Raw genomic sequence first — 24,650 nt, forward strand, 5'->3', positions numbered from 1 at the left:
GTGGGAGCTTGGCTTGCCAGCGATTGGCCGGGCACCGGCCATAAATCGCCCAATTCGATGCCAGATATGCCTCATCGACCAGTTTGCTGCCGGTTCCCGGCAGATCGTCGGCAAGCCGGACTCCCACGGCCTCCGGCCAGAATCAACACCACACAGCTTTTAGTCTTTCCAGTGCCGCTGCGATGTCGACCTCGGGCACTGCCGCGAATCCCAACACCAGCCCGGCGCGCTGATCGACGGGCGTTGTGGAGTCAGGGAGCCAGTGTTCGCTCAGCGGATTGATCTCGACGCCGACGCGCTCGGCCAAGGCAATCAGTTCCCGCTCGCGGGCGAGGCTGTCCACATTCACCGCCAAATGCAAACCCGCCATCGGCGTGGGCATCGGTGCACAGCCGGCAACGCCCTGCGGCCAGCCCGCCAACAATGCGTTACGCCGACTGAGGGCCGCGCGCCGCATGCGACGGATATGCCGTTGAAAATGACCCGCTGCGATGAACGCGGCCATCACCGCTTGCGTGCCGATCTCCGAATGACGCATGTCCACTGCCCGGCGCTGGCTGAACGGCTCGACCAGATTACGCGGGAGCACCAGATAGCCCAGGCGCAGCGCCGGAAACGCCACCTTGCCAAACGTACCGACATACAACACCCGCCCGTGCTGATCGAGCGCCGCCAAAGGCGCCAACGGCGCGCCGCTGTAGCGATACTCGCCGTCGTAGTCATCCTCGACGATCCAGCCGCCGGTGCGCTCTGCCCATGCGAGCAGTTGCAGGCGCCGCGCGAGGCTCATGGTGACGCCAGTCGGGTACTGATGGGACGGCGTGACGTAAGCCAGCTTGCTCGCACTTTGGTTTAACGCCTTGCTGCACAGGCCTTCAGCGTCCACAGGGATCCCGTGCAATGTTGCACCCGCAATCGCGAATGCATGACCTGCCGCCCGGTAGCCCGGGTTTTCCACAGCCACGCCCTCTCCGGGGTTCAACAGCAGCTGTGCACAAAGGGTAATTGCCTGTTGCGCACCGTTGGTGATCACAATTTGCTCAGCGGTACAGTGCAAGTCCCGAGAAGTCTTCAGATAGACCGCAATCAGCTCACGCAAGCGCCACTCGCCCGCAGGATCGCCATAACCCAGCTGCTGCATGTCCGGCCGTCGCCAAAAAGCCGCGTGCAGCTTGCCCCAGATTGCAAACGGGAACAGATCGAAAGCGGGAATTCCCACCCGGAAAGCGCGCGGCAAGCCGGTTTTTCGCGGGCTCAAATGGTGCTGTTCCAGCCGTTCCAGCGCCTTACTGGGGATAACTTTACTGGATAAAAGATCAGTGGATTCAGGCGCTTTTGTGGATAAACCTGTGGGTAAGCCTGTTGTTAACCCTGTGGACAGATTTGTGGATAGTTTTTTTGCCGGGACTGATTTACCGGCGAGTTGGGCGACGTACGTGCCGTCACCGATACGACCTTCGGTGAAGCCCTCGGAATAGAGCTGATCGTATGCGCGGAGGATGCTGTTGCGTGATACCGACAACGCCGTCGCCAGGTCCCGACTCGCCGGCAATCGGGTACCACCGCTGAGGCGGCCGTCGAGAATTCGTTGACGCAGCGCTTGATACAGCTGGCGGCTCAGGCCCTGGCGTCGGTCCAGCTCGATACCGGCGAAATCAAAAGAAAGCGAAGGCGACGAAGGCGGCATGAAATTGGCTCTGTGAAATTGTCCGTTAATGGCTCTTACAACCGACCAATAGGCTGCCTAGGATTAGCGAGGTCGCCAAGGAAAATCTCATGTACACACCGTCCTATTTCAAAGATGCCGATCTGGGCAGCCTGCACACCCAGATCGAGGCCGCCCGCCTGGCCATTGTGGTTACGTCCGGCGAGTCGGGAATGCAGGCCAGTCACTTGCCGCTGCTACTGGCCCCGAATGAAGGCGCACACGGCACGCTCTATGGGCACTTCGCCAAGGCCAATCCGCAATGGAAAGACCTGCAAAACGGCGCGGAGGTGATGGTGATTTTTCCGGGCGCCGACGCCTACATCAGTCCCTCGTTCTACCCAGCCAAGGCTGAGCACGGCAAAGTTGTGCCGACCTGGAATTACCTGGCGATCCACGCCTACGGCCACGGCGAAGTGTTCACCGACCCCCAGCGATTACTCGAAGTGGTCAGCGGCTTGACCGACAAGCACGAGTCAGGCCGGGCAAGCCCTTGGGCGGTGACGGATGCACCTGCCGACTACATTGAGAAGATGCTCGGTGCCATCGTCGGTTTCGCCCTGCCCATCGAGCGGCTTGAGGGCAAACGCAAACTCAATCAGAACCGCTCTGCCGAGGACATCGCCGGCGTTCGCGCCGGGCTCGCTGCCAGCGAGGATGCCCATGATCGAGAGCTTGCTCGCGAGATGAGCCAAGGAGAACCCCGTGTCTGACGTGCACATCAAACCCGTCACCCCCGACGACCACGCGCAGTGGCTGCCGCTCTGGCAAGCCTATTTGACGTTCTATAAAACGGAACTGGCCGACAGCGTCAGCCTGAGCACTTGGCATCGCCTGCTGGATGCCAGCGAACCGACCCATGCCGCCCTGGCCTGGCAGGATGGCAAGGCGGTGGGCATGGTGCATTTCATCTACCATCGCTCCAACTGGAGCGTTCACAACGCCTGTTACCTGCAGGACCTGATCGTTGCACCCGAGCAGCGCGGCACAGGCGTCGGACGCTTGTTGATCGAGCATGTCTACGCCACGGCAAAAAAAGACGGCTGCGACAAAGTCCACTGGCTGACCCACGAAACCAACGCTACGGCGATTCAGTTGTACGAGCGCATCGCCGAACGCCCCGGTTATATCCATTTCCGCAAACAGCTGTGAGCCCCACTCCCTTTCTGGAATGCCCTGACATGTCGAACCTTGAACACTGGCAACCCGCCCAACTGCCTGAAGCCCGCACGCTGGAAGGACGTTTCGTACGACTGGAGAAGCTTGATCCCGCGCGTCACGGCGACGGTTTGTGGGCGGCGCTGCAAGGTCCTGGCTCAGACCCGAAGCTTTGGGACTACTTGCCCTACGGCCCTTTTACCGAGCGCAGCGTGTTCGATGACTTTATCTCGGGGCTGGCCGGCGGCAGCGACCCATGGTTCTACACCGTGGTCGATCAGGCCAGCGGCGTTATCGACGGCTACCTGAGCCTGATGTCCATCGTCCCGGCGCACGGTCGCATCGAGATCGGCCATGTCACCTTTGGCGCGTCCATGCAGCGCACGCCGAAAAGTACGGAAGCGGTTTACCTGCTGGCCAAAGAGTCCTTTGCGCTGGGCAATCGTCGTCTGGAGTGGAAGTGCAACGGCGATAACGCGCGATCCAAACGGGCCGCCGAACGGTTCGGCTTCACCTACGAAGGCACGTTTCGCCAGCACATGGTGGTCAAAGGCAAAAACCGCAACACAGCGTGGTATTCGATCATCGACAGTGAATGGCCTGAACGCCAAACCGCTTTCGAAGCCTGGCTGGCGGCAGACAACTTCAACGACGGGCAGCAAGTGAAATCGCTGGAAGCGTTTCGCACGTTATAAATCTGTCATATCAAACGGCTATATAGGACGCCCTTGCTAATACAAAAAAGGCCGTCCTTCATGCCCCGCGCCAAGCAACGACTTGCCCTGCATATCGCATTGATTATTTCCAGCGGCCTGGCGACAGAGGCTTTCGCCAAGAATGTTCAAATCACGTCCGCAACAACAGCGGGGCAGGAACTCAGCGGCGCCGACACGCTGACGGTTTCAAACGCTGGCAGCATCAGCTTCAGTGGCAAGGCCGTCAGCTTCAAAGGCACCACCACAGGCGCAGGTGTTGTGGTGGATAACGCCGGGAAGATCATTTCCACCGGCGGGCGCGGCTTCGACAGCAGCGGCGACGAGACGAAGGCACGCAACTACACCGTCATCAACCGCGCCGGTGCCTTGATTCAAGGCCAGGACGATGCGTTTCGTATTGACAGCGATATCCCCAGCGGCAACGTCAGCATCGACAACAGCGGCACCATCCGCTCACTGACCGGCCAAGGGCTGGACCTCGACACCCTGCGCGGCGACGGGGTGAAGATCACCGTGGTCAACCACGCAGGCGGCCTGATTCGCGGTGAAGCCAGCGACGGCATGAAGACCGGTTCCAACAACACCATCACCAATTACGGCGAGATCTCCACCGGTGACTCGAAAATCGCCGACAACAAATTCGACGGTGTCGACATTGATTCAGCCACCGGCGTGGTGGTGAACAACTACGGCTTGATCTCGGGCGGTCGCCACGGCATCACCACTGACCTGGGCGCAACCCTGAACAACTTCGGCACGATCATCGGGCGAAACGGCTCAGGTTTCGGCTCGGACGGCACAGGCACCGTCACCAACTACGGCACGATCACAGGCACCAACAACGGCCTGCAACCCAATGGCGACGGCGACGGCGTGGACATCGACCTGATCGGCCACATCGAAAACTACGGGACCATTCAGGGCACGGGCGCCAGCGGCGTCGACAAGAATGGCTTCGCCAACGGCAGCGAAGGCATTGCGCTGGGCGGCGGTTACGTGTTCAACGGCCCAGGCGCGATGATCAGCGGCGCCAACAGCGCGATCCTGGTGGACGACGGCAGCGGCGGCTCGGGCGTTGGCGCCACGTACCTGGAAAACCACGGCACGATTCAGGGCCTCGACGGCTTCGGCGTGAAGTTCGTGGGCGAGTTCGCCGACAGCGTGCTCAACGACGGGTTGATCAGCGGCAGCAACGGCTTGGCACTGGACCTGGGCGGCGGCAACGACAGCCTGACCTTGCGCAACGGCAGTCGCTTCGTGGGCGTGGTTGATGGCGGCAGCGGTACGGACAGCGTGATCATGGACGACGCCCTAGGCGGCAGTTTCGGCGCCAGCCAGAATTTCGAGTCGCTGCAAGTCAAACAAGGCATCTGGACACTCACCGGCAGCGGCGACTTCAGCATCGGCGGCAACGTGCTCAATGGCGCGGAGTTGATCAACCAGGGCGGTATCGCCGGCACCCTGAACGTCGACAAGGGCGCGACGTATGCCGGTGGCGGCACGGTGGGCAATCTCAACGTCGCCGGCACGCTACTCGCCAACACCACCTATGGCGCGGCCCACGTCAACGGCAACCTGAACATGAGCCGCGGCTCGACGCTGGCCTTCGGTGCGAATGCCGATGGCAGCAGCGCGACGGTGAGGATCGATGGCAACGCCAGCCTTACCGGCGCTTCGTTGTTGGTGAATGCCAACGCCACCAGCACCGCCTATCCGTGGCAGAGCCAATACACCGTACTGCAAGCGGGCAGCATTACTGGCACGTTCGACAGCGTCAGCAGCGATTACGCCTTCCTGACGCCAACGCTCGCCTACACCCCGACGGCCGTCGATCTGACCTACAGCCGTAACGACGTGGCGTTCAACCAATACGCGCTCAGTGCCAACGGCAGCCGCGCGGCCAGCAGCATCGCCACAGTGGGCACCGGCAACGCGCTGTATAACGCCGTGCTCAATACCAGCACCAGCACTGCCGGGTCGGCCATCGAGCAATTGGCCGGCGGCAGCACCGCGAATTTGAGCAGCGCGACGCTGAGCGCCAGCTCGCTGGTGGGCAGCAGCATGATGTCGGCGATGCGCCAGACAGGCAGCGGCGCCGGTTTGCTGGTGGGGCTTGACCAGGCCGAAACGCCTGTGCTCGCCGCGACGGGCGTACCCAGTAACGTGCGCAACCTGAACGATCCGAACGCGCAGGGCCGGGTGTGGCTGCAAGGCATCGGCGGCTACGGCAAGCTGGACGGTGAGCACGGCAGTGATGGCACGGAACAGCGGACCAAAGGCATCGTGCTGGGTGTGGACTGGGCGTTGTCACCTGTCTGGCGCGTCGGCGTGCTGGGCGGCTATTCGAAGACCGATCTGGACAGCACCGGCGTGGACGGCGAACTCGACAGCTGGCACGTCGGCGCCTATGCGCTGCGTCAGGACGGCCCGTTGGCGCTGCGCCTGGGCGCGGCTTACAGCGGCCATGATGGTGAGAACAAACGCCGGGTCGACTTCAACGGCTTCAGTGACCGGCCAAAGGGCGATTACGACGCCGACAGTCAGCAAGCCTTCGCCGAACTGGGCTACGCCATGGGCAGCGGCCGACTCAGCGTCGAACCGTTCGCCAACCTGGGTTATCAGCGCTATCACCGGGACAGCTACCAGGAGAAAGGCGGCGCCGCTGCGTTGAGCGTCGATTCACAGACGCAAGACAACGTCAGCAGCACCTTCGGTACGCGTTTCGCCCAACTCAATCAACTGGACAACGGCATGAGCATCACGCCGCGTGGAAGTCTCGGCTGGCGCCACACCTTCGGCGACGTCGACAGCGAAACCCGTCAGGCTTTCGTCCTCGGCGGCAGCGCGTTCAATGTCGAAGGCAGCGCGCTTGATCGCGACAGCCTGATGGTCGAGGCCGGGGTGGATCTCGGCGTGTCGGCGCATCACACCTTGAGCATCGGTTACAACGGCGAATTGGGCAGCAACAGCCGTAATCACGCGCTGATCGGGCAGTGGCAGATGAGTTTTTAACTGATCTGTAGGAGCGCGCTTGCCCGCGATTGCGATCCGTCGGCTAACGCTGCGTTGATTGACCTGACGCCATCGCGGGCAAGCGCGCTCATACAAATGGTCATCCGTTGATTTGTGCGGAGTGGTAATACGGTCAAATAACAGACAAAAAAAGGGGAGCCACGCGTGCTCCCCCGAGGTAAACAATGGGCTTCCTGCGTCTTGGCGCAGGAGGCCTTTTAACTTTTCAGCGTTGAATCAGCCCTCGATCTCCACGAGGATTTCACCCGGATTGACGCGATCGCCCTTGGCCACATGGATGGCCGTCACTTTGCCCGCCACGGCCGCCTGAACCTCGGTCTCCATCTTCATCGCCTCGGTGATCAACACCGACTGACCCGCCTTGACCTCGTCGCCTTCCTTGACCAGCACATCGACGATATTGCCTGGCATGGTGGTGCTGACATGGCCGGGCTTGCTGGCCAGCGGACGCTTGCCGATCCCGCCGCTGACGAACTCGTTGAGCGGTTCGAACACCACTTCTTCCGGCATGCCGTCGATGGACAGGTAAAAGTGGCGCTTGCCTTCAGCCTTGACGCCCACCCCGGTGATATCCACCCGATAGCTTTCGCCATGGACGTCAATGACGAACTCGGTCGGCACGCCCTCCCCGCCGGCCTTGGTCACCGCACCCGGTTCGGGAATCGGCAGCAGCGCTTCCGGTGCCAGCGTCCCGGCGGCGCGCTCTTCGAGAAACTTGCGCCCAATGTCAGGGAACATGGCATAAGTCAGCACATCCTCTTCAGATTTGGCCAGGGCGCCGATCTCGCCGCGCAGCTTGGTCATCTCCGGCTTGAGCAAGTCAGCCGGGCGCACGTCGATCACGTCTTCGTTGCCGATGGCCTGGCGGCGCAGCTTCTCATCCACCGTGCCCGGCGCCTTGCCGTAGCCACCGGTGAGGTACAGCTTCACTTCGTTGGTGATGGTTTTGTAACGCTCGCCGGCCAGCACGTTGAAGAACGCCTGGGTCCCGACGATCTGCGAAGTGGGCGTTACCAACGGCGGGTAGCCCAGGTCCTTGCGCACGCGAGGGATCTCGGCCAAGACCTCCGACATGCGGTTCAGCGCGCCCTGCTCCTTGAGCTGGTTGGCGAGGTTGGAAATCATGCCGCCCGGCACCTGATTGACCTGCACGCGGGTGTCGACGGCGGTGAATTCGCTCTCGAACTGGTGGTATTTCTTACGCACTGCGTAGAAGTACAAGCCGATTTCCTGCAGCAGTTCCAGGTCCAGCCCGGTGTCGAATTCGCTGCCCTTAAGCGCAGCGACCATGGACTCAGTGCCCGGGTGACTGGTGCCCCAGGCGAAGCTGGAGATGGCAGTGTCGATGTGATCGGCGCCGTTTTCGATGGCCTTGAGCTGGCACATCGCGGCCAGGCCGGCCGTGTCATGAGAGTGAATGAACACCGGCAGCGATTGCTCGGCTTTCAATGCTTTGACCAGTTCGCCGGTGGCGTAAGGCGTCAGCAAACCGGCCATGTCCTTGATCGCCACCGAATCGCAACCCATGGCTTCCATCTGTTTGGCCTGAACAACAAAGGCCTCAATGGTATGCACCGGGCTGGTGGTGTAAGCGAGCGTGCCCTGGGCATGCTTGCCCGACGCCTTCACCGCTTCGATGGCAACGCGCAGGTTACGCACGTCGTTCATGGCGTCGAAAATACGGAACACGTCGATGCCATTGACGGCGGCCTTGGCGACGAAGGCCCGAACCACGTCGTCGCTGTAATGGCGATAACCCAACAGGTTCTGCCCCCGCAGCAGCATCTGCAGGCGCGTGTTGGGCAGTGCCGCACGCAACTGGCGCAGGCGCTCCCATGGGTCTTCTTTCAGGAACCGCACACACGCATCAAACGTGGCGCCGCCCCACATCTCCAGTGACCAGTAGCCGACCTTGTCGAGCTTTTCGCAGATCGGCAGCATGTCCTCGGTGCGCATCCGGGTGGCCAGCAACGATTGATGGGCGTCGCGCAGGATGGTGTCGGTGACGAAGATTTTCTTGGACATATTCTGATCTCCTTATAGCTACAAGCTTCAAGCCACAAGCTGCAAGTAAAAGCCGAACGCGCTCTTGCCTGAAGCTTGCGGCTTACCGCTTGCAGCTGGCTTATTCATAGGCCTGCATGGGCGGCAATGGCGGCGGCGATGGCCAGGGCCAGCTCTTCGGGTTTGCGCTTGATCGAGTAGTTGGTCAGTTCCGGGTGGCTTTCGACGAAGCTGGTGTTGAACTGACCGCTACGGAATTCCGGGTTGCGCAGGATCTCCTGGTAGTACGCGGCCGTGGTCTTCACGCCTTGCAGCCGCATGTCGTCCAGTGCACGCAGGCCACGGTCCATGGCCTCTTCCCAGGTCAGCGCCCAGACAATCAGCTTCAGGCACATCGAGTCGTAGTACGGCGGAATGGTGTAGCCGGTATAAATCGCCGTGTCGGTGCGCACGCCGGGGCCGCCGGGAGCGTAGTAACGAGTGATTTTGCCGAAGCTGGGCAGGAAGTTGTTTTTCGGGTCTTCGGCGTTGATGCGGAACTGCAACGCGAAACCACGGTGAATGATGTCTTCCTGCTTGACTGAAAGCGGCAGCCCGGAGGCGATGCGGATTTGCTCGCGAACGATATCGATGCCGGTGATTTCCTCGGTGATGGTGTGTTCCACCTGCACCCGAGTGTTCATTTCCATGAAGTACACCTCGCCCTCGGCGAGCAGGAATTCCACGGTTCCGGCGTTTTCGTACCCGACCGCCTTGGCCGCGCGCACCGACAGGTCACCGATGTAGGCACGCTGCTCAGGGGTCAGTTGCGGGCTCGGTGCGATCTCGATCAGCTTCTGGTTGCGGCGCTGGATCGAACAGTCACGCTCGAACAGGTGCACGACGTTGCCGAAACTGTCGCCCAGGATCTGCGCTTCGATGTGCTTGGGATTGACGATGCATTTTTCGAGGAAGACCTCGGCCTTGCCGAACGCCTTGGTCGCTTCCGAGATAACCCGGGGGAACGCCTGCTCCAGTTCTTCACGGCTGTTGCAGCGACGAATCCCGCGACCGCCGCCACCGGACGTGGCCTTGAGCATCACCGGATAACCGATGCGATCACCTTCCACCAGCGCCTCGGCAATGTCCGCCACATTCCCTTCCGTGCCCGGCGTCACCGGGACACCGGCCTTGATCATGCTGCGCCGGGCTTCGGTCTTGTCACCCATGCGGCGGATGACTTCGGCCGACGGGCCGATGAACCGAATGCCACGTTCCAGGCAGATATCAGCCAGCTCGGCGTTTTCAGACAGAAATCCGTAACCGGGGTGTAAGGCGTCGCACCCGGTTTCCACGGCCAGATTCACCAGCTTGCGGGGGTTCAGATACCCCTCCAGTGGCTCGGCACCGATGCCATAGGCTTCATCGGCGCGTTTAACATGCAGCGCGTGGCGGTCGGCGTCGGAATAGATCGCCACCGAGCGGATGCCCATTTCGGCGCAAGCGCGCACGATGCGGACGGCAATTTCACCCCGGTTTGCGATCAGGATTTTTCTTATCACTTGGCATTCCCTCGACCGTTGGACAGGAGACCCGGTAGACCGGTCAGCGCGTAACGGCATGTTGCATCGCCCACGCACAGCCACCCTAAGCCGGAACAGGAATTAACAAAAATGAGTAAATATTGGGTGATGCATAAGTAAAACCTTATAGTCGAAGGCTTCACACGCATCGGGGAACAAAGATTATGCGTAAGTCATTGATGCGCATGACATTGCGTCAGCTACGAATCTTCAATGAAGTGTGCGACCTGCGCTCTTACAGCCGCGCCGCCGAAGAAATGTCCCTCACGCAACCGGCCATCAGCCTGCAGATGCGTCAGCTGGAGGAGCTGGTCGGTCAACCGCTGTTCGAATACGTCGGTAAAAAGCTCTATATGACGGAAGCTGCCGAGGCGCTGCAAGCCGCCAGCCGGGACATTTTCGGGCGCCTGGAAAACCTGGACATGCAGCTGTCGGACATGCAGGGCTCGCTGCAAGGGCAACTGAAGCTGGCCATCGAATCCAGCGCCAAATACTTCGTGCCTCACCTGTTTGCCGCCTTCAAGCGGCAATACCCGGACGTGATGCTGAACCTGGCGGTGGTCAACCGCGCGCAGGTGATAAGGCGGCTCTCGGATAACCGCGATGACCTGGTGGTGATGTCGATGGTGCCGCAGGACATGGGCCTGGAATTTCTGCCGTTTCTGAACAATCCGATCGTGGCAGTCGTACCGCCGGACCATCCGCTGTGTCAGCTGGAAAAACCCAGCCTGAAAGACCTGGAGCCCTACACGCTGGTGGTTCGGGAGCCGGGTTCAGGGACGTGCAAGGCATGTGAGGAGTACTTCAAGGAGAAGCGCATTCATTTTGAGCAGACGCTGGAGGTGTCGTCAGCCGAAGCGCAGCGCGAATGCGTGCTGGCGGGCCTCGGCGTGGCGCTGTTGACGCGTCACGCGCTGAGCCTGGAACTGACCACCGGCGCGCTGGTGGAGCTGCCGGTGGCCGAGTTGCCGTTGTATCGAAGCTGGTGCGTGGTGCAGGGCCGAGATAAACGCCTGTCGCCGGTGGCGCACGCGTTTCTCTCATTCATCCGCACCGAACGTGCGCAGATCAGCGAGGTTGTTGCGCGGTTCGATGGCCGCCCTCGGAGCCTTTAGCTGCTTGCCAGAGGTGGGAGGACGCGGCGTCGAGGTAGTCAGAGAGCTCCTGATTCAGGCGGCGCTCTTCGGAGTAGGTCTCGATTGCACGCCGGAACGCCATGCGGCGCTGGTCTTCATGCTGACGGCGGGTCTTGACGCTGGAGTTCGTCTGTTGCTGCGAGTCATCGTAGTGCCGAGGCATATCCTGTCTCCCATTGCGTGTGCGGGAGTACAGAGTGGTTGCCGGGCGTGACGATCCGGGGGCGAATGCGTGACAAGTTGGTGAAGGTTGATGCAAGACTTGTTGGAGCGAGGCTTGCCCGCGAATGGGCCGGTTACGCACGTAAAGCTCCAAAGGCAGGAACAGCTTCGCGGGCAAGCCTCGCTCCAGCAGGGCTTTCACTTCAGTCCTCGTGGGACTTGATCGACTTGGGCGACAACCGCAGGCTACGCAGGCTGCGCTTGACGCTTTTGAGGTGGTTGACCAGGCTCGGGCCGCGGGCCATGGCAACGCCCATCGCCAACACATCGATCACCACCAGGTGCGCGATGCGCGAGGTCAGCGGCGTGTAGATTTCGGTGTCTTCGTGCACATCGATGGCCAGATTGACGGTGGACAACTCCGCCAGCGGTGTCTGGCTTGGGCACAAAGTGATCAGGTTGGCGCCGCTTTCACGTACCAGGTTGGCCGTGATCAGCAAATCCTTGGAGCGCCCCGATTGGGAAATACACACCGCGACGTCGGTCGGCTTGAGGGTCACAGCCGACATCGCCTGCATGTGCGGATCGGAATAGGACGCGGCGGTCAGCAGCAAGCGGAAGAACTTGTGCTGCGCATCGGCGGCAACTGCTCCGGACGCGCCGAACCCGTAGAACTCGACCCGGTGCGCGGCGGCCATTACGGTCACCGCTGCCTGCAAGGCATGGGGATCGAGTTTTTCCCGGACTTCCATGAGCGTGTGCAGCGTGGTGTCGAAAATCTTGAGGCTGTAGTCAGCGACCGAGTCATCTTCATGAATCGCGAACTGCCCGAAGCTGGCACCGGCGGCCAGGCTCTGGGCCAGCTTGAGTTTGAGGTCCTGAAACCCGGTGCAGCCAATGGCGCGACAGAACCGCACGATGGTCGGCTCGCTGATGCCCACGATGTGGGCCAGGTCTGCCATGGAACTGTGCATCACGGCCGCAGGGTCGAGCAGCACATGCTCGGCAACCTTAAGCTCCGACTTGCGTAAGAGATGGCGTGACTGGGCGATGTGCTGCAGCAGATTCAAGGGGCAGGACTCAATGATAAGGTTGGGACGGGATGTAGCTTTCTTGTAGTTATACTACATGACCTGCAAGCCGCACAGCGAAACGATGTCCGCCTGCTTGACCACTGAACGCTGCAAGCTTGGTCGCGTTGCGTCGCAGGACCTGTCGGGATCAACGGTAGGCTGCTGCCACACGCTGAGCCAGTAGTAGTCCCATCCCAGGCGCGTCGACCGGCTTGCTGATCAAATACCCTTGCACTTCATCGCAGGCGTGAGCCTTGAGGAACGCCAACTGCTGAGCGTTCTCCACGCCCTCGGCCACTACCTTCAAACCCAGGCTGTGGGCCATGGCAATGATCGCCCGGGTGATGGCGGCATCTTTGGTCCCGTCACCGAGGCCGCCGATGAATGCCTGATCGATCTTGACGTAATCCACCGGAAACCGCTTGAGGTAGCTCAACGAGGAATAGCCGGTGCCGAAGTCATCGATCGCCAGTTTCACGCCCAGATCCCGCAGTTGCTGGAAGGTGGCAATAATGTGCTCAACGCTTTCCAGCAGCTGGCTTTCGGTCAGCTCCAGCTCAAGGTATTCAGGCGCCAGACCGGTTTCCTCAAGTACCTGACGGACCAGGCTGACCAGCTTGCCCTGGCGCAGTTGGTGCACCGACAGATTGACCGACACGCGAATCAGCTCAAGCCCCTCTCGCTGCCATGAGCACGCCTGATGACACGCCTGGCGCAGCACGAATTCACCGATTTCACCGATCAAGCCCGTCTCTTCAGCCAACGCTATGAAGTCGCTGGGCTGCACCATCCCGCGCTGAGGGTGGCGCCAGCGAACCAGCGCTTCGGCAGAACTCAGGCGCCCGGTCTTGATACACATCTTGGGCTGATAGAACACTTCGAGCTGATGCTCTTGCACGGCCTTGCGCAGTTGAATTTCCAGCTGCAGACGCTCCAGCGTGCTGCCCTGGAGACTGTCGGTGTAGAACTGAAAGTTATTGCCGCCCAGGTGTTTGGCTTGCTGCATGGCCATGTTCGCCTGGCTCACCAGCGCGGAAATTTCCCGCGCCGAGTCAGGCAGCATGCTGATGCCGATCGAGGCACTGACGACCAATTCATGCCCCGACACCAGCAGCGGCGAACTCAACTTGCTGAGCAATCGGCTGGCCACCCGGGCCAGCGATGAAAGCGTGCTATGGGCATCGAACAGCACGACAAACTCGTCTGCGGACAAGCGCGCGATGGTATCGGCTTCGGGCAGCGTGCTCCCCAGGCGTCGGGCGACCTGATGCAGCAGCTGATCGGCCACTTCATGCCCGAGACTGTCATTGAGCAATTTGAAGCGATCGAGGTTGATGTGCATCAGCGCCAGGCTTTTGCCTTGGCGCACCCGCTGATTGGCATCACGCAGACGCTCGGAGAACAGCGCCCGATTAGGCAGCCCCGTCAGCTCGTCATAGTGGGACAGGTAGCGCGTGCGCTCCTCGAACTGTCGCGCCAGTTCGCCGTTGAGCTCTTCGCTTTTGGTCCGGGCGTTTTGCAGGTGCTCGATCAGCGCCAGGGTTTGAAAACGCCTGATCAAGCTGCGCTGGATCAAACGATTGATTTGCGCCGCAACGACGATCAGCGCCAGCAGCAGGATCAAGCCCAGCCAACCCCAGCCGCGCAACGGTACGTCGCCGCCCCAGAACAGATAGACAATCGGCGGCATCAGGCAAGGGACGGTGAAGGTCAGAAACGCCGGGATGCTCACGGCATAGGCCACACTGGCCGACAATGTGGCGGCACCGATCAGACCAAAGACCCAGGCTTGCTGCACGAAGCTTTCGACCGGCACCAGCACCAGCGCGGCCGTGGACAAGGTAAGGCCGCTGGCGCAGGCGCCCAGCAGAAACATGCGTTTCCAGATCGGCTGCGCCTGACGCTCGGGGGACGCGGCTCTGAATGCAGCGACTTGCAGCACGCGAAGCGACACCAGCGCCGTCAGCCATGCCACCCACACGGCCACCAGCACATAGCGCTGTGGACTCCACAGCAGCCAGGCGCAGAGTAAGCCATTGAGGAACATGAACAGGGTCGGCAACAGCGACCCTTGATAGAGAATACGGGTCCGCTCGACCGCAAGCTCGGTCGCAAATTGCTTGCGGATGACATGCCTGGTCGCGACAGCGTCGGCCGGGGCATCGGTACTCGGGGTCATGGCGGTTCTTATATTTGGGGCCTTTGGACGTGGTGGGAGCATACACAAGGGTTCGGCCTGACCAAACAGCCGGGTAATAAATCGTACGGACGGTCGCGGTGCTCCTGCTCGGCGGGCCATCGGCGACATCACGACTTGCCCACCGCCCGGCGTTAGGGTTTGCCCGCCAACAGCCCACACCCTAGAATGCGCCGATGCGCGATGATCTCTCTCTTCTGCTTAACTCCCTCAACGATGCCCAACGCCAGGCCGTAGCTGCCTCCGTGGGTCGTCAGTTGGTCCTGGCCGGCGCTGGTTCCGGCAAAACCCGTGTCCTTGTGCATCGCATCGCCTGGTTGATCCAGGTCGAAAATGCCTCGCCGCACTCGATCCTGTCGGTGACGTTCACCAACAAGGCTGCCGCCGAGATGCGCCATCGCATCGAATCGTTGATGGGCATCAGCCCGGCAGGCATGTGGGTCGGCACCTTCCACGGCCTGGCGCACCGCTTGTTGCGGGCGCACTGGCAGGAAGCGGGCTTGAGCCAGAGCTTCCAGATTCTCGACAGCGACGACCAGCAGCGTGTGGTCAAGCGCGTGATTCGTGAGCTGGGGCTGGACGAGAAAGCCTGGCCGCCGCGTCAGGCGCAGTGGTTCATCAATGGCCAGAAGGATGAAGGCCTGCGGCCCAAGCACATCCAGGCCAGCGGCGATCTGTTCCTGACCACCATGAAGTCCATCTACGAAGCCTATGAAGTGGCCTGCCAGCGTGCCGGCGTCATCGACTTCTCCGAACTGCTGCTGCGCGCGCTGGACCTGTGGCGTGACAACCCGGGCCTGCTGGCGCACTACCAGCGCCGCTTCCGCCATGTGCTGGTGGACGAATTCCAGGACACCAACGCGGTGCAATACGCCTGGCTGCGTCTCCTGGCTCAGGGCGGTGACAGCCTGATGGTAGTGGGTGACGACGATCAGTCGATTTACGGCTGGCGCGGGGCGAAGATCGAGAACATTCATCAGTATTCCGATGACTTCCCTGACACCCAGACCATCCGTCTGGAACAGAACTACCGCTCGACCGCCAGCATCCTCAAGGCGGCAAACGGTCTGATCGTCAATAACAGCGGGCGTCTGGGCAAAGAACTGTGGACCGATGTCGGCGATGGCGAATTGATCAGCCTGTACGCCGCTTTCAACGAACACGATGAAGCGCGCTATGTGGTCGAGACCATCGAAAGCGCAATCAAGACCGGCCTGGCCCGCAGCGACATTGCCATCCTGTATCGCTCCAACGCCCAATCGCGGGTGCTGGAAGAAGCGTTGCTGCGCGAGCGCATTCCCTACCGCATCTACGGCGGTCAGCGCTTCTTCGAACGCGCCGAAATCAAGAACGCCATGGCTTACATGCGCGTCCTGGAAGGTCGCGGCAATGATTCGGCGCTGGAACGCGTCATTAACGTGCCACCCCGCGGGATTGGCGAGAAGACCATCGAAGCCATTCGCATGCACGCCCGTCACGCCGACGTGTCGATGTGGGAAGCCATGCGCCTGTTGATCGCCAATAAAGGCCTGACCGGCCGTGCGGCTGGCGCGTTGAACGGCTTTGTCGAGCTGATCGAGAATCTGGCGGCGAAGGTCATGGAGATGCCGCTGCACCTGATGACGCAAACCGTCATCGAGCAGTCCGGTCTGATCACGTATCACCAAGAAGAAAAAGGCGAGAAGGGTCAGGCGCGGGTAGAAAACCTTGAGGAACTGGTCAGCGCGGCGCGCGCATTCGAGGTCAGCGAGGAAGAAGCAGACCTGACGCCATTGGCCGCGTTCCTGGGTCATGCGTCGCTGGAAGCCGGTGATACTCAGGCCGACGAGCACGAAGACAGCATTCAATTGATGACCCTGCACAGCGCCAAGGGCCTGGAATTTCCCTACGTGTTCCTGGTGGGCATGGAAGAAGGTCTGTTCCCGCACAAAATGAGTCTCGAAGAGCCCGGCCGTCTGGAAGAAGAACGGCGCCTGGCTTATGTCGGGATTACCCGTGCGATGCAGCATCTAGTGCTGACGTACGCCGAGACCCGTCGTTTATATGGAAGCGAGACCTACAACAAGGTATCCCGCTTCGTGCGTGAGGTGCCGCCCAATCTGATTCAGGAAGTGCGGTTGTCCAACAGCGTTACCCGCCCCTTCGGCGGCTCGAAGACCATGGCGCCCAGCCGGCTGTTCGATGGCGAAGGCATTCCGGAAAGCCAGTTCTCCCTTGGCCAGCGGGTCGCCCACTCGATTTTTGGCGAAGGTGTCATCCTCAACTTCGAAGGCTCCGGCGCCCAGGCGCGGGTGCAGGTGAATTTCGAAGAAGGCAGCAAGTGGCTGATGCTGGGGTATGCGAAGCTGGAGCCGATTTAAGCGCTTCGATGCTGTAGAGCGCGCTTGCCCGCGATTGATGTGTCCGGCGATGAATTCGTTTCGGACACACCGACGTCATCGCGGGCAAGCGCGCTCATACAATGTGTTACGCAGCCAGGTTGTAATCCCACCCCGTCACCCCCATGTTTCCTACAGAACTTTCTACACCTGCCTACAGCCTTAGTAGTACAGGCCATCTGGAAGATCACGCAAAAGCCGGAAACACTTGGCTGCTAGCCAGATGCCCAAGTGCTGTGCAACATGGCGCGCGTGCAATCCACAAACGGGAATCCCCATATGCAACGGTTTTTAAGCATCGCTTTGGCGCTGGTCATCGGGCTCACCATGAGTCTCGACGCCAACGCCGCGCGCTTTGGTGGCGGCAAGAGCATGGGCTCGGCGCCGAGCCACCAGGCGCGTCAAACTGCCCCTTCCTCTCCTTCTGCCGCACCTAACGCTGCCGGTGCTCCTGCCGCTGCCGCAGGCGGCGCGTCTCGCTGGTTCGGCCCATTGGCCGGTATCGCAGCCGGCGGCCTGCTCGCCTCGATGTTCATGGGCGGCGGCTTTCAGGGCATGCAGTTCTTCGACATCCTGATCATGGCGGTCATCGCCTTCCTGATCTTCCGCTTCATCGCGGCACGTCGTCGTAAACAGCAGCCACAGGTTGCCCCTGCCGGTCACGCGCCATTTCAGCGTGAAGCCTTTGAACAGAAGCCTGTTCAGAACAACTCGATGTTCGGTGGTTCGGCTGCAGCGTCGGCCCGCCCCGTGATTCAGGCGCCTGCCTGGTTCAACGAAGAACGCTTCCTTGAAGCCGCTCGCTCGCACTTCCAGTCGCTGCAACAGCACTGGGACGCGAACGAAATGGACAAGATCGCCGAGTTCGTGACCCCGCAAATGCTGCAGTTCCTGAAAAAAGAACGTGCGGATCTGGGTGAAGGCTTCCAGTCCACCTACATCGACAACCTGACCGTGCAACTGGACGGCGTCGATGATCGTGCTGAAAAGACCATCGCCACCCTGACGTTCTCCGGCCTGTCGAAGACTTCGCGCTTTGACCAGGGCGAAACCTTCAGCGAAAGCTGGAACATGGAACGTGCACCCGGTGACAATCAGCCTTGGCTGGTAGCCGGTATCCGCCAGAACGGCTGATCCGTGTCACGCTCGTAACAAAGAAACCCCGGACCTGTCCGGGGTTTTTGTATTTCTGCGGGTCGAACAGGTATTTGAGAAGACGTTTAAGCTACTGTATAACCGCGCCAAACCGTTAGAGGATCCACGTCGTGGAAGAAGTCATCGAGCAACTGCGTGAAGCAAACGAGCCGGTCCCGGTCCCTCTGGAACTCCCGGACGAGGATCAACTGGTCGAGATCGAAGAACAGCTGTTCATCAACATTCCGTTCGTGTTCAAGGAATTCTTGCTGACGGTAAGCGATGTCGTTTACGGCAGCCTCGAACCTGTGACCGTGACCGATCCTGGCTCGCACACCTACATGCCGGAAGTCGCTGCCAGCGCATGGGACATCGGCGTGCCACGGGAACTGATCCCGATTTGCCAGGATGGCGAAGATTACTACTGCGTTGAAGAAGACGGCACCGTGGTGCTTTGGTCGGGCGAAGAAGAACTCGTCACAGAAGAGAGCTGGGAGTCTGTCTGGCACTGGGCGCGAGACGTCTGGCTGGAAAGCTGAGTCGGCCGCCATCGATCACGGCAGCCTGAGGACTCAATGCTCCGAAGGCTCCTGATGGTTACCCAGGGTTTCCAGCAAGGCAATCTGCATGCGCGTGTGCACGCGAATGAACCAGCGCCACAGCACGGCGGCGACAATCGCAGCGACCACCACGATCAGTATCAGCAGCTCACTGGTCGGCAGAATGCTGGCTGACAGCGCCGCCAATAGCAGGAAAATCACCAACAGCGACAGCAGCGGGATCACCTCGGCGATCACCCGTCGCACACGCTCGGTATGGCGTCCGGCCATTTCAGGCTTGACCCCCATCTCCGCCAGCAGCATCGACAGCGCTTTAAGCTTGCGATAGGCCGCGATCAGGAACGGCAACGACAGCAGCAACGCAGCGCCGCAGATCCAGGCTTTTTGCTGCCCGACTTCACTGATCCATTCGTTCAGGTACTCGCCGATACGCTCGGCGAAATAGGCGCCGCAGAAAAAGATAGCCACCACCAGCGCCAGATTGACCCCCACCTGCAGCAGAATCTTTCTGATCATCGCCGCCAGCAAGGCACCCTGCCCTTGCGGCTGAATGCTGCGCAGCCATTCGCCGTACAGGCCAAACACCCGCGCAATCTTCGCGGGCATGATGCTGCCCAGCTTGTGGGACAGCGGATCGGCGGAGCGGATCAAATACGGCGTGAGCAAGGTCGTTATCGCCGAGACTGCCACCGCCACCGGGTACAAGAAGTCGCTGGTCACCTGCAGCGTCATCCCGAGCGCTGCAATGATGAACGAAAATTCGCCAATCTGAGACAACCCCATCCCGACCCGAAGCGAGGTTTTGCCGTCGTTGCCCGCGATAAACGCGCCGACCCCGCAGGACACGATCTTGCCCAACACCACGGCCACGGTGATCACGGCAATCGGCCAGGCGTAATCGAGCAGGATGGCCGGGTCGATCATCAAGCCAATGGCCACGAAGAAGATCGCGCTGAACATGTCCCGGATCGGCTCGATCAGCCGCTCGATCTTCAGCAGTTGCCTGGACTCAGCCATGATCGCGCCGATGAGAAACGCGCCCAGCACCATGCTGTATTCAAGCTTGACCACCAGCAGGCAAAAGCCGAAGCACAGCCCGAGCACGGTGATCAGCAGCATTTCGTTGCTGTCGAAGGTGGCCACATAGTTCAGCAGACGCGGCACCACCAGTATGCCGATCACCAGCGCGACGATCATGAACAGCGACAATTTGCCCACTGTGGAAAACACTTCGCCGGAACTGACTGTGCCGCTGACGGCAATGCCCGACAGGAGCGCAATGATGCCGATGCCCAGGATGTCTTCTACGATCAATACGCCAAAAATCAGCTGCGCGAAGCGCTGATTTTTCATTTTCAGATCAGTGAGCGCTTTGACGATGATGGTGGTGGACGAGATGGCCAGGATGGCGCCGAGGAACAGCGAATCCATGGTTTTCCAGCCGAAGAACTGGCCGATCTCGTAACCGAGCCAGATCATCAGGGTGATTTCGAGGAAAGCCGCGATAAACGCCGTCGCGCCGACTTTAAACAGCTTGCGCAGGCTGAATTCCAGGCCCAGGCAGAACATCAGGAAAATGACACCCAACTCGGCCAGGGTTTTAATCGTATCCTCGTCATGGATCAGGCTGACCGGCGGCGTGTGCGGGCCGATGATAAAACCCGCCACGATGTAACCGAGCACCACCGGTTGCTTCAGGCGATGGAACAACACGGTGACCACGCCGGCCACGAGCATGATGACCGCCAAATCCTGGATAAAGCTGATGGCATGCATGGCCTTGCTCCTTGTGGCGCTCGATGAACACCGCCCCGGCGCTCCAGCCGAGGTTCATTAAACGAAATGTCGTTTAATCGGCGAGGAAATGTCCTTCTGAGGCGTAGGAAATACCCGATCCACGGGTTTTTGCAGGTTAACACCGCGCTTTCCTTGATAAAGCCGGTGCAATATATGGAAACAGATGGGCGCAGGCGTGACGGCCAGCCGCCCATCAGCGTCCCGATAAGGTTGGTTTGACTAGCCGTTTGAATCGAGCACCCGCTGAGGTGCACACACTTGACCCAATTTGACCGTGAGCGCGCTATGGAACCCGGAAACGCCCAACTATCGATGACTGTGTTGATGACCCCGGACATGGCCAACTTCTCTGGCAACGTCCACGGTGGCACTCTTTTGAAGTACCTCGACGAAGTGGCCTACGCCTGCGCCAGCCGTTACGCGGGCCGCTATGTGGTGACGTTGTCGGTGGATCAGGTCATTTTCCGCGAACCCATCCACGTGGGTGAGCTGGTGACCTTCCTGGCGTCGGTCAACTACACCGGCAACACCTCGATGGAAATCGGGATCAAGGTGGTGACCGAAAACATCCGTGAGCGCTCGGTGCGCCACACCAATAGCTGCTTCTTCACCATGGTTGCCGTGGACGATCAGCGAAAGCCTGCCAACGTCCCGCCACTAACGCCCGTCACCCCTGACGACAAACGCCGATTCGTTCAAGCGCAACAGCGCCGGCAGATCCGTCAGGAGCTTGAAAAACGTTATCAGGAGCTCAAGGCCGATCCGGTCTGATGGCGATACACCGGTCAACCTGTAGGAGCGTGCTTGCCCGCGATACGTCTGGACGGGCAAAAAGATCGTTGATTGACACAAACCCATGGCGGGCAAGTGCGCTCCTGCAAGAAGCCGTGAACTGCATCAAATTAAACGCAGGCGCTATGGCTGACAGTCACGTTGCGCAGTTAAGCTGGAGGCCTTCTGCCGGAGTACTCTTTTCATGCTGACCCTGGGCAATATATTCGTCCTGATGCTGTTGCTGACCGCCGCTGCCTGGCTGTGGCACAGCCACGGCCTTCGTGAACGAGCGCTGGAGCGTGTGAAGCAACACTGCGCCAAACTCGATCTGGAACTGCTGGACGGCAACGTGGCGTTGCGCCGCATCACCTTCAAGCGCGACAACGAGGGCCGCAAGCGACTGGCCCGCGTGTATAACTTCGAGTTCACGGTCACAGGCGAGCAGCGCCATCCCGGCACCATCACCCTGTTTGGCGCACACACGGCTCAGATCGAGCTGGCGCCCTATCCGTTCGAAATCAAGACACCGCCCAGGACCGCCGAGATCATCGAAATGAATCAGTGGCGCCAGGAGCACAACAAGTGGAAGCAGTGACTGATCAGACGCTGCTTGTCACGCAAGCGACAAGCCCCGCCTGCAGCGCGGTTTGATCCTCCTGTTCGGCGAAGATCAGCTCCAGCCGGGAATCACGTCGCCATTCGCTGGCTGACCACTCGATCATCCCGCCCTCCAGCGCGTTGCCCGACACCCATCCCTCCTCACTGTGAATAACCAGTTTTGCGCGACGCCACGCCAGCCCGTTAAGCCAGGCCAGCACTTTTGCCGTGTCAAAACGCTGATCGGGATGCCATCGCCAACCAATACTCCATCCTTCAGCCTGATCCTGACTCATGCATATCGGCACGTGCGGATCTGTCCACACCGCCGGCATCTGCGTAAGGGTCTTGGGCATCAATAAGTTATCCACACTTGCAACGCTGGCGCGCGCTTCGATCCCCGGCAGTCGATCCAGCGGCAACAGGCCTTGATCGGTCCAATGAACGAGCTGCTCCGGCAGACGCGTGATCACCGCCTCCCGCGCCTTTACGTCCAGACCCGCTGACTTGTTGAGCACCAGCAAACCCGCGTCCCGCAGTGCGTCCTGCTGGCTGGGCGGCAGCGGTAGACCGGCGGCCAACGACGCGGCATCGAGCACCATCACGCTGGGCTGCACGGACAGAACGCCCACCCAGGGCGCTGCCTCCAGTTGCGCGATCAATTGCACCGGATGGCCTAATCCGGACGGCTCGATGAACAGCCTGTCCGGCTTCGCCTTACGCAGCAGGCGTCCCAGTCCAATCTGAAAAGGCACGCCGTTGACACAGCACAAGCACCCTCCAGCGACTTCGCCAAGTGCGATACCATCCGCAGCCGTGGTCAGCAACGCGGCGTCCAGACCGATCTGGCCGAACTCGTTGATCAGGATCGCCCAGCGTTCGTGAGGTGGTCTCTGGGCCAGCAACTGTTTGATCAAACTGGTCTTGCCTGCGCCCAGGGGGCCGGCGATGACATGGGTGGGAATGTTCTGCAGCATGGCGGGCCATTTAGAAGTCGTGCTCATTGCTGAGCGCAAACGGAGGTAATCGATGCGAGCAATCGGGCTGCCCACGTGGCTGGCGTTCATCCTGTCGGCGGCGATGTGCAGCGAGGTCCGCGCCGAAGCGTGCCTGGTGCACAGCCAGTCAGACCGGGTCGATGTGAAGGTCTGCCAGGAAAACCTGACCATCCCGCCGAAGCTGTTCCACGACGGCTTTTGCCAGCCGCAGTTGAAGGATCAGACCGTCGACGTCACGTTTTCCGAGCAATGCCCCGCAGGCTCATTCGGCCAATGCAGCAACGCATTGGTCGCCAATATGCCTTATCGCCAAAACATTCACTATTACGGCGTGGCCAGCGATGCGGCATTTCTCAAGCCGTTCTGTGAGCAGCAGAGTAAAGGCATCTGGAAACCCTGATTACGCGGCCGCGTCGTGCCAGTCGCCGAAGGGGTCGGTTAGCAGGCTCCAGGCTTCGCTTCCCATGGCCATCTCCTCATCGGTCAGCAGGCACTCATCAAGCTCTGCCGTGAGCCGCGTGAAATCCATGTTCTGTCCGATGAACACCAGCTCCTGACGGCAATCGCCGGTCTGTGTCGTCCAGTTATTCATGATCGCTTGCGTGTCTTGCGCGTCCTGCGGCCAGTGCGCCTTGGGCACGAAACGCCACCAGCGGCCTGCAAAACCGTGACGCATCAGACCGCCCGCCTGCGACCAACTGCCTGCGTCCTGATGTTTGCTGGCGAGCCAGAAAAACCCTTTGGAGCGCAGCAGTTTGCCGTTGTCCCACTCGCCGTTGATAAAGGTGAAGAACCGTTGCGGATGAAACGGCCGGCGTGCCCGATAGGTGATCGCCGCGATGCCGTACGCTTCGGTCTCGGGCGTGTGTTCGCCGCGCAACTCTTTCAGCCAGCCAGGCGCCTGGGCGGCGCGCTCGAAATCGAACCGCCTCGTGTCGAGAATTTTTGCCAGCGGCACCTCGCCCATGACCATCGGAAGGATCTCGGCGTGAGCATTGAGCCGCTGCAGAATGGCCATCAGCTCCAGACGCTCGGCTGAGCTGATGAGGTCGATCTTGCTGATGAGGATGACGTCCGCGAATTCGACCTGTTCGATCAACAGATCGGTGATGGAGCGTTCGTCCTCTTCGCCCAGGGTTTCGCCCCGGCTGGCCAGGCTGTCGGCAGCTTGGTAGTCCAGCAGGAAGTTCATGCCGTCGACCACGGTGACCATGGTGTCCAGGCGCGCGACGTCGGACAGGCTCTGGCCATCCTCGTCGCGGAAGGTGAAGGTCTCCGCCACCGGAAGCGGCTCGGAAATCCCGGTGGATTCGATCAGCAGGTAATCGAACCGGCCGTCCTTCGCCAGCCGACCGACCTCTTCAAGCAGGTCTTCCCGAAGCGTGCAGCAGATGCAGCCGTTGCTCATTTCCACGAGCTTTTCTTCGGCGCGATTCAGACTGACATCACGCTGGACCTCTGCGCCGTCCAGATTGATCTCGCTCATGTCGTTGACGATCACCGCGACCCGCAGGTTCTCGCGATTGCGCAGCACGTAATTGAGAAGCGTACTTTTGCCGGCGCCGAGGAAGCCGGACAGCACGGTGACGGGAAGGCGATTCATGGTGGCCTCTTGAGATGTCAGGTTCTAAGGCCACAAACGTTACAGTATAACAATGCGAGACGG

Annotated in this window: 20 protein-coding genes; 11 read left to right on the forward strand and 9 right to left on the reverse strand. The window is 60.5% G+C overall.

Annotated elements, in window-relative coordinates; all coding sequences use genetic code 11:
* Positions 1–142: 142 nt before the first annotated feature.
* The gene (gene pdxR / locus ABQX22_RS16780; RefSeq protein ID WP_349800987.1) at positions 143–1,687 is read right to left on the reverse strand and encodes a MocR-like pyridoxine biosynthesis transcription factor PdxR; all 1,545 of its coding nucleotides are present in this window, start codon (positions 1,685–1,687) and stop codon (positions 143–145) included.
* Between the two features lie 89 nt (positions 1,688–1,776).
* Between pdxR and ABQX22_RS16785 the strand changes: the two genes are divergently transcribed.
* The 4 genes from ABQX22_RS16785 to ABQX22_RS16800 are packed head-to-tail and all read left to right on the forward strand — an operon-like array spanning position 1,777 to position 6,591.
* On the forward strand, positions 1,777–2,418 hold the full coding sequence (locus tag ABQX22_RS16785; RefSeq protein ID WP_349800988.1) for an FMN-binding negative transcriptional regulator: 642 nt from the start codon (positions 1,777–1,779) through the stop codon (positions 2,416–2,418).
* Positions 2,411–2,857, forward strand: coding sequence for a GNAT family N-acetyltransferase (locus ABQX22_RS16790; RefSeq protein WP_349800989.1), 447 nt, complete (start codon positions 2,411–2,413; stop codon positions 2,855–2,857). Before ABQX22_RS16785 ends, ABQX22_RS16790 begins: the two co-directional genes overlap by 8 nt.
* Positions 2,858–2,886: 29 nt before the next feature.
* Positions 2,887–3,558: a GNAT family N-acetyltransferase gene (locus tag ABQX22_RS16795; RefSeq protein ID WP_349800990.1), complete on the forward strand. Its 672-nt coding sequence runs from the start codon at positions 2,887–2,889 to the stop codon at positions 3,556–3,558.
* A gap of 60 nt (positions 3,559–3,618) precedes the next feature.
* Positions 3,619–6,591 (forward strand): autotransporter outer membrane beta-barrel domain-containing protein, encoded by a 2,973-nt coding sequence (locus tag ABQX22_RS16800; protein ID WP_349800991.1) that lies wholly within the window; start codon positions 3,619–3,621, stop codon positions 6,589–6,591.
* A 237-nt stretch (positions 6,592–6,828) separates the two neighbouring features.
* On the opposite strand, the gene oadA is transcribed toward ABQX22_RS16800, so the two are convergent.
* Positions 6,829–8,637: a sodium-extruding oxaloacetate decarboxylase subunit alpha gene (gene oadA, locus ABQX22_RS16805; protein WP_349800992.1), complete on the reverse strand. Its 1,809-nt coding sequence runs from the start codon at positions 8,635–8,637 to the stop codon at positions 6,829–6,831.
* Between the two features lie 104 nt (positions 8,638–8,741).
* Positions 8,742–10,157 (reverse strand): acetyl-CoA carboxylase biotin carboxylase subunit, encoded by a 1,416-nt coding sequence (locus ABQX22_RS16810; RefSeq protein ID WP_349800993.1) that lies wholly within the window; start codon positions 10,155–10,157, stop codon positions 8,742–8,744.
* Between the two features lie 185 nt (positions 10,158–10,342).
* On the opposite strand from ABQX22_RS16810, the gene ABQX22_RS16815 reads away from it, so the two are divergent.
* On the forward strand, positions 10,343–11,293 hold the full coding sequence (locus tag ABQX22_RS16815) for a LysR family transcriptional regulator (RefSeq protein ID WP_349800994.1): 951 nt from the start codon (positions 10,343–10,345) through the stop codon (positions 11,291–11,293).
* Here the strand turns inward: ABQX22_RS16815 and ABQX22_RS26965 are convergent.
* From ABQX22_RS26965 to ABQX22_RS16825, 3 genes are all read right to left on the reverse strand, one after another.
* Positions 11,247–11,477 (reverse strand): PA3496 family putative envelope integrity protein, encoded by a 231-nt coding sequence (locus tag ABQX22_RS26965; RefSeq protein WP_441005301.1) that lies wholly within the window; start codon positions 11,475–11,477, stop codon positions 11,247–11,249. The two genes, ABQX22_RS16815 and ABQX22_RS26965, sit on opposite strands and share 47 nt — an antisense overlap.
* Positions 11,478–11,679: 202 nt before the next feature.
* Positions 11,680–12,546, reverse strand: a complete 867-nt coding sequence (hexR, locus tag ABQX22_RS16820) for a transcriptional regulator HexR (RefSeq protein WP_349800995.1) — start codon at positions 12,544–12,546, stop codon at positions 11,680–11,682.
* 151 nt (positions 12,547–12,697) lie between these two features.
* Entirely contained in the window at positions 12,698–14,728 is a 2,031-nt protein-coding gene (locus ABQX22_RS16825; protein ID WP_349800996.1) for a putative bifunctional diguanylate cyclase/phosphodiesterase, read from the reverse strand.
* 194 nt (positions 14,729–14,922) lie between these two features.
* Here ABQX22_RS16825 and uvrD point away from each other — a divergent pair, with 194 nt between their 5' ends.
* The 3 genes from uvrD (at position 14,923) to ABQX22_RS16840 (ending at position 18,797) form a co-directional block, all read left to right on the forward strand.
* Positions 14,923–17,106, forward strand: coding sequence for a DNA helicase II (gene uvrD / locus ABQX22_RS16830; RefSeq protein WP_349800997.1), 2,184 nt, complete (start codon positions 14,923–14,925; stop codon positions 17,104–17,106).
* 297 nt (positions 17,107–17,403) lie between these two features.
* Entirely contained in the window at positions 17,404–18,258 is an 855-nt protein-coding gene (locus ABQX22_RS16835; protein ID WP_349800998.1) for a Tim44 domain-containing protein, read from the forward strand.
* Positions 18,259–18,389: 131 nt separating this feature from the next.
* Positions 18,390–18,797, forward strand: a complete 408-nt coding sequence (locus tag ABQX22_RS16840; RefSeq protein WP_349800999.1) for an SMI1/KNR4 family protein — start codon at positions 18,390–18,392, stop codon at positions 18,795–18,797.
* A gap of 33 nt (positions 18,798–18,830) precedes the next feature.
* Here the strand turns inward: ABQX22_RS16840 and ABQX22_RS16845 are convergent, their stop codons facing one another.
* A complete protein-coding gene (locus tag ABQX22_RS16845; protein WP_349801000.1) occupies positions 18,831–20,594 on the reverse strand; it encodes a cation:proton antiporter in 1,764 nt (587 codons plus the stop codon).
* Between the two features lie 306 nt (positions 20,595–20,900).
* Here ABQX22_RS16845 and ABQX22_RS16850 point away from each other — a divergent pair, with 306 nt between their 5' ends.
* Complete coding sequence (locus ABQX22_RS16850; protein WP_349801001.1) at positions 20,901–21,386, forward strand: acyl-CoA thioesterase; 486 nt, start codon at positions 20,901–20,903, stop codon at positions 21,384–21,386.
* Between the two features lie 205 nt (positions 21,387–21,591).
* Positions 21,592–21,984, forward strand: coding sequence for a DUF3301 domain-containing protein (locus tag ABQX22_RS16855; RefSeq protein ID WP_349801002.1), 393 nt, complete (start codon positions 21,592–21,594; stop codon positions 21,982–21,984).
* A 4-nt stretch (positions 21,985–21,988) separates the two neighbouring features.
* Here the strand turns inward: ABQX22_RS16855 and ABQX22_RS16860 are convergent, their stop codons facing one another.
* Positions 21,989–22,990 carry a CobW family GTP-binding protein gene (locus ABQX22_RS16860; protein ID WP_349801003.1) on the reverse strand — a complete coding sequence of 334 codons (1,002 nt, stop codon included), beginning with the start codon at positions 22,988–22,990 and terminating at the stop codon, positions 21,989–21,991.
* Positions 22,991–23,015: 25 nt separating this feature from the next.
* Here ABQX22_RS16860 and ABQX22_RS16865 point away from each other — a divergent pair, with 25 nt between their 5' ends.
* Positions 23,016–23,384, forward strand: coding sequence for a hypothetical protein (locus ABQX22_RS16865; RefSeq protein WP_349801004.1), 369 nt, complete (start codon positions 23,016–23,018; stop codon positions 23,382–23,384).
* On the opposite strand, the gene zigA is transcribed toward ABQX22_RS16865, so the two are convergent.
* Positions 23,385–24,587 carry a zinc metallochaperone GTPase ZigA gene (gene zigA, locus ABQX22_RS16870; protein WP_349801005.1) on the reverse strand — a complete coding sequence of 401 codons (1,203 nt, stop codon included), beginning with the start codon at positions 24,585–24,587 and terminating at the stop codon, positions 23,385–23,387.
* Between the last annotated feature and the right edge of the window lie 63 nt (positions 24,588–24,650).

This window comes from Xanthomonas sp. WHRI 1810A (assembly GCF_040202885.1).
Classification (GTDB): Bacteria; Pseudomonadota; Gammaproteobacteria; order Pseudomonadales; family Pseudomonadaceae; genus Aquipseudomonas.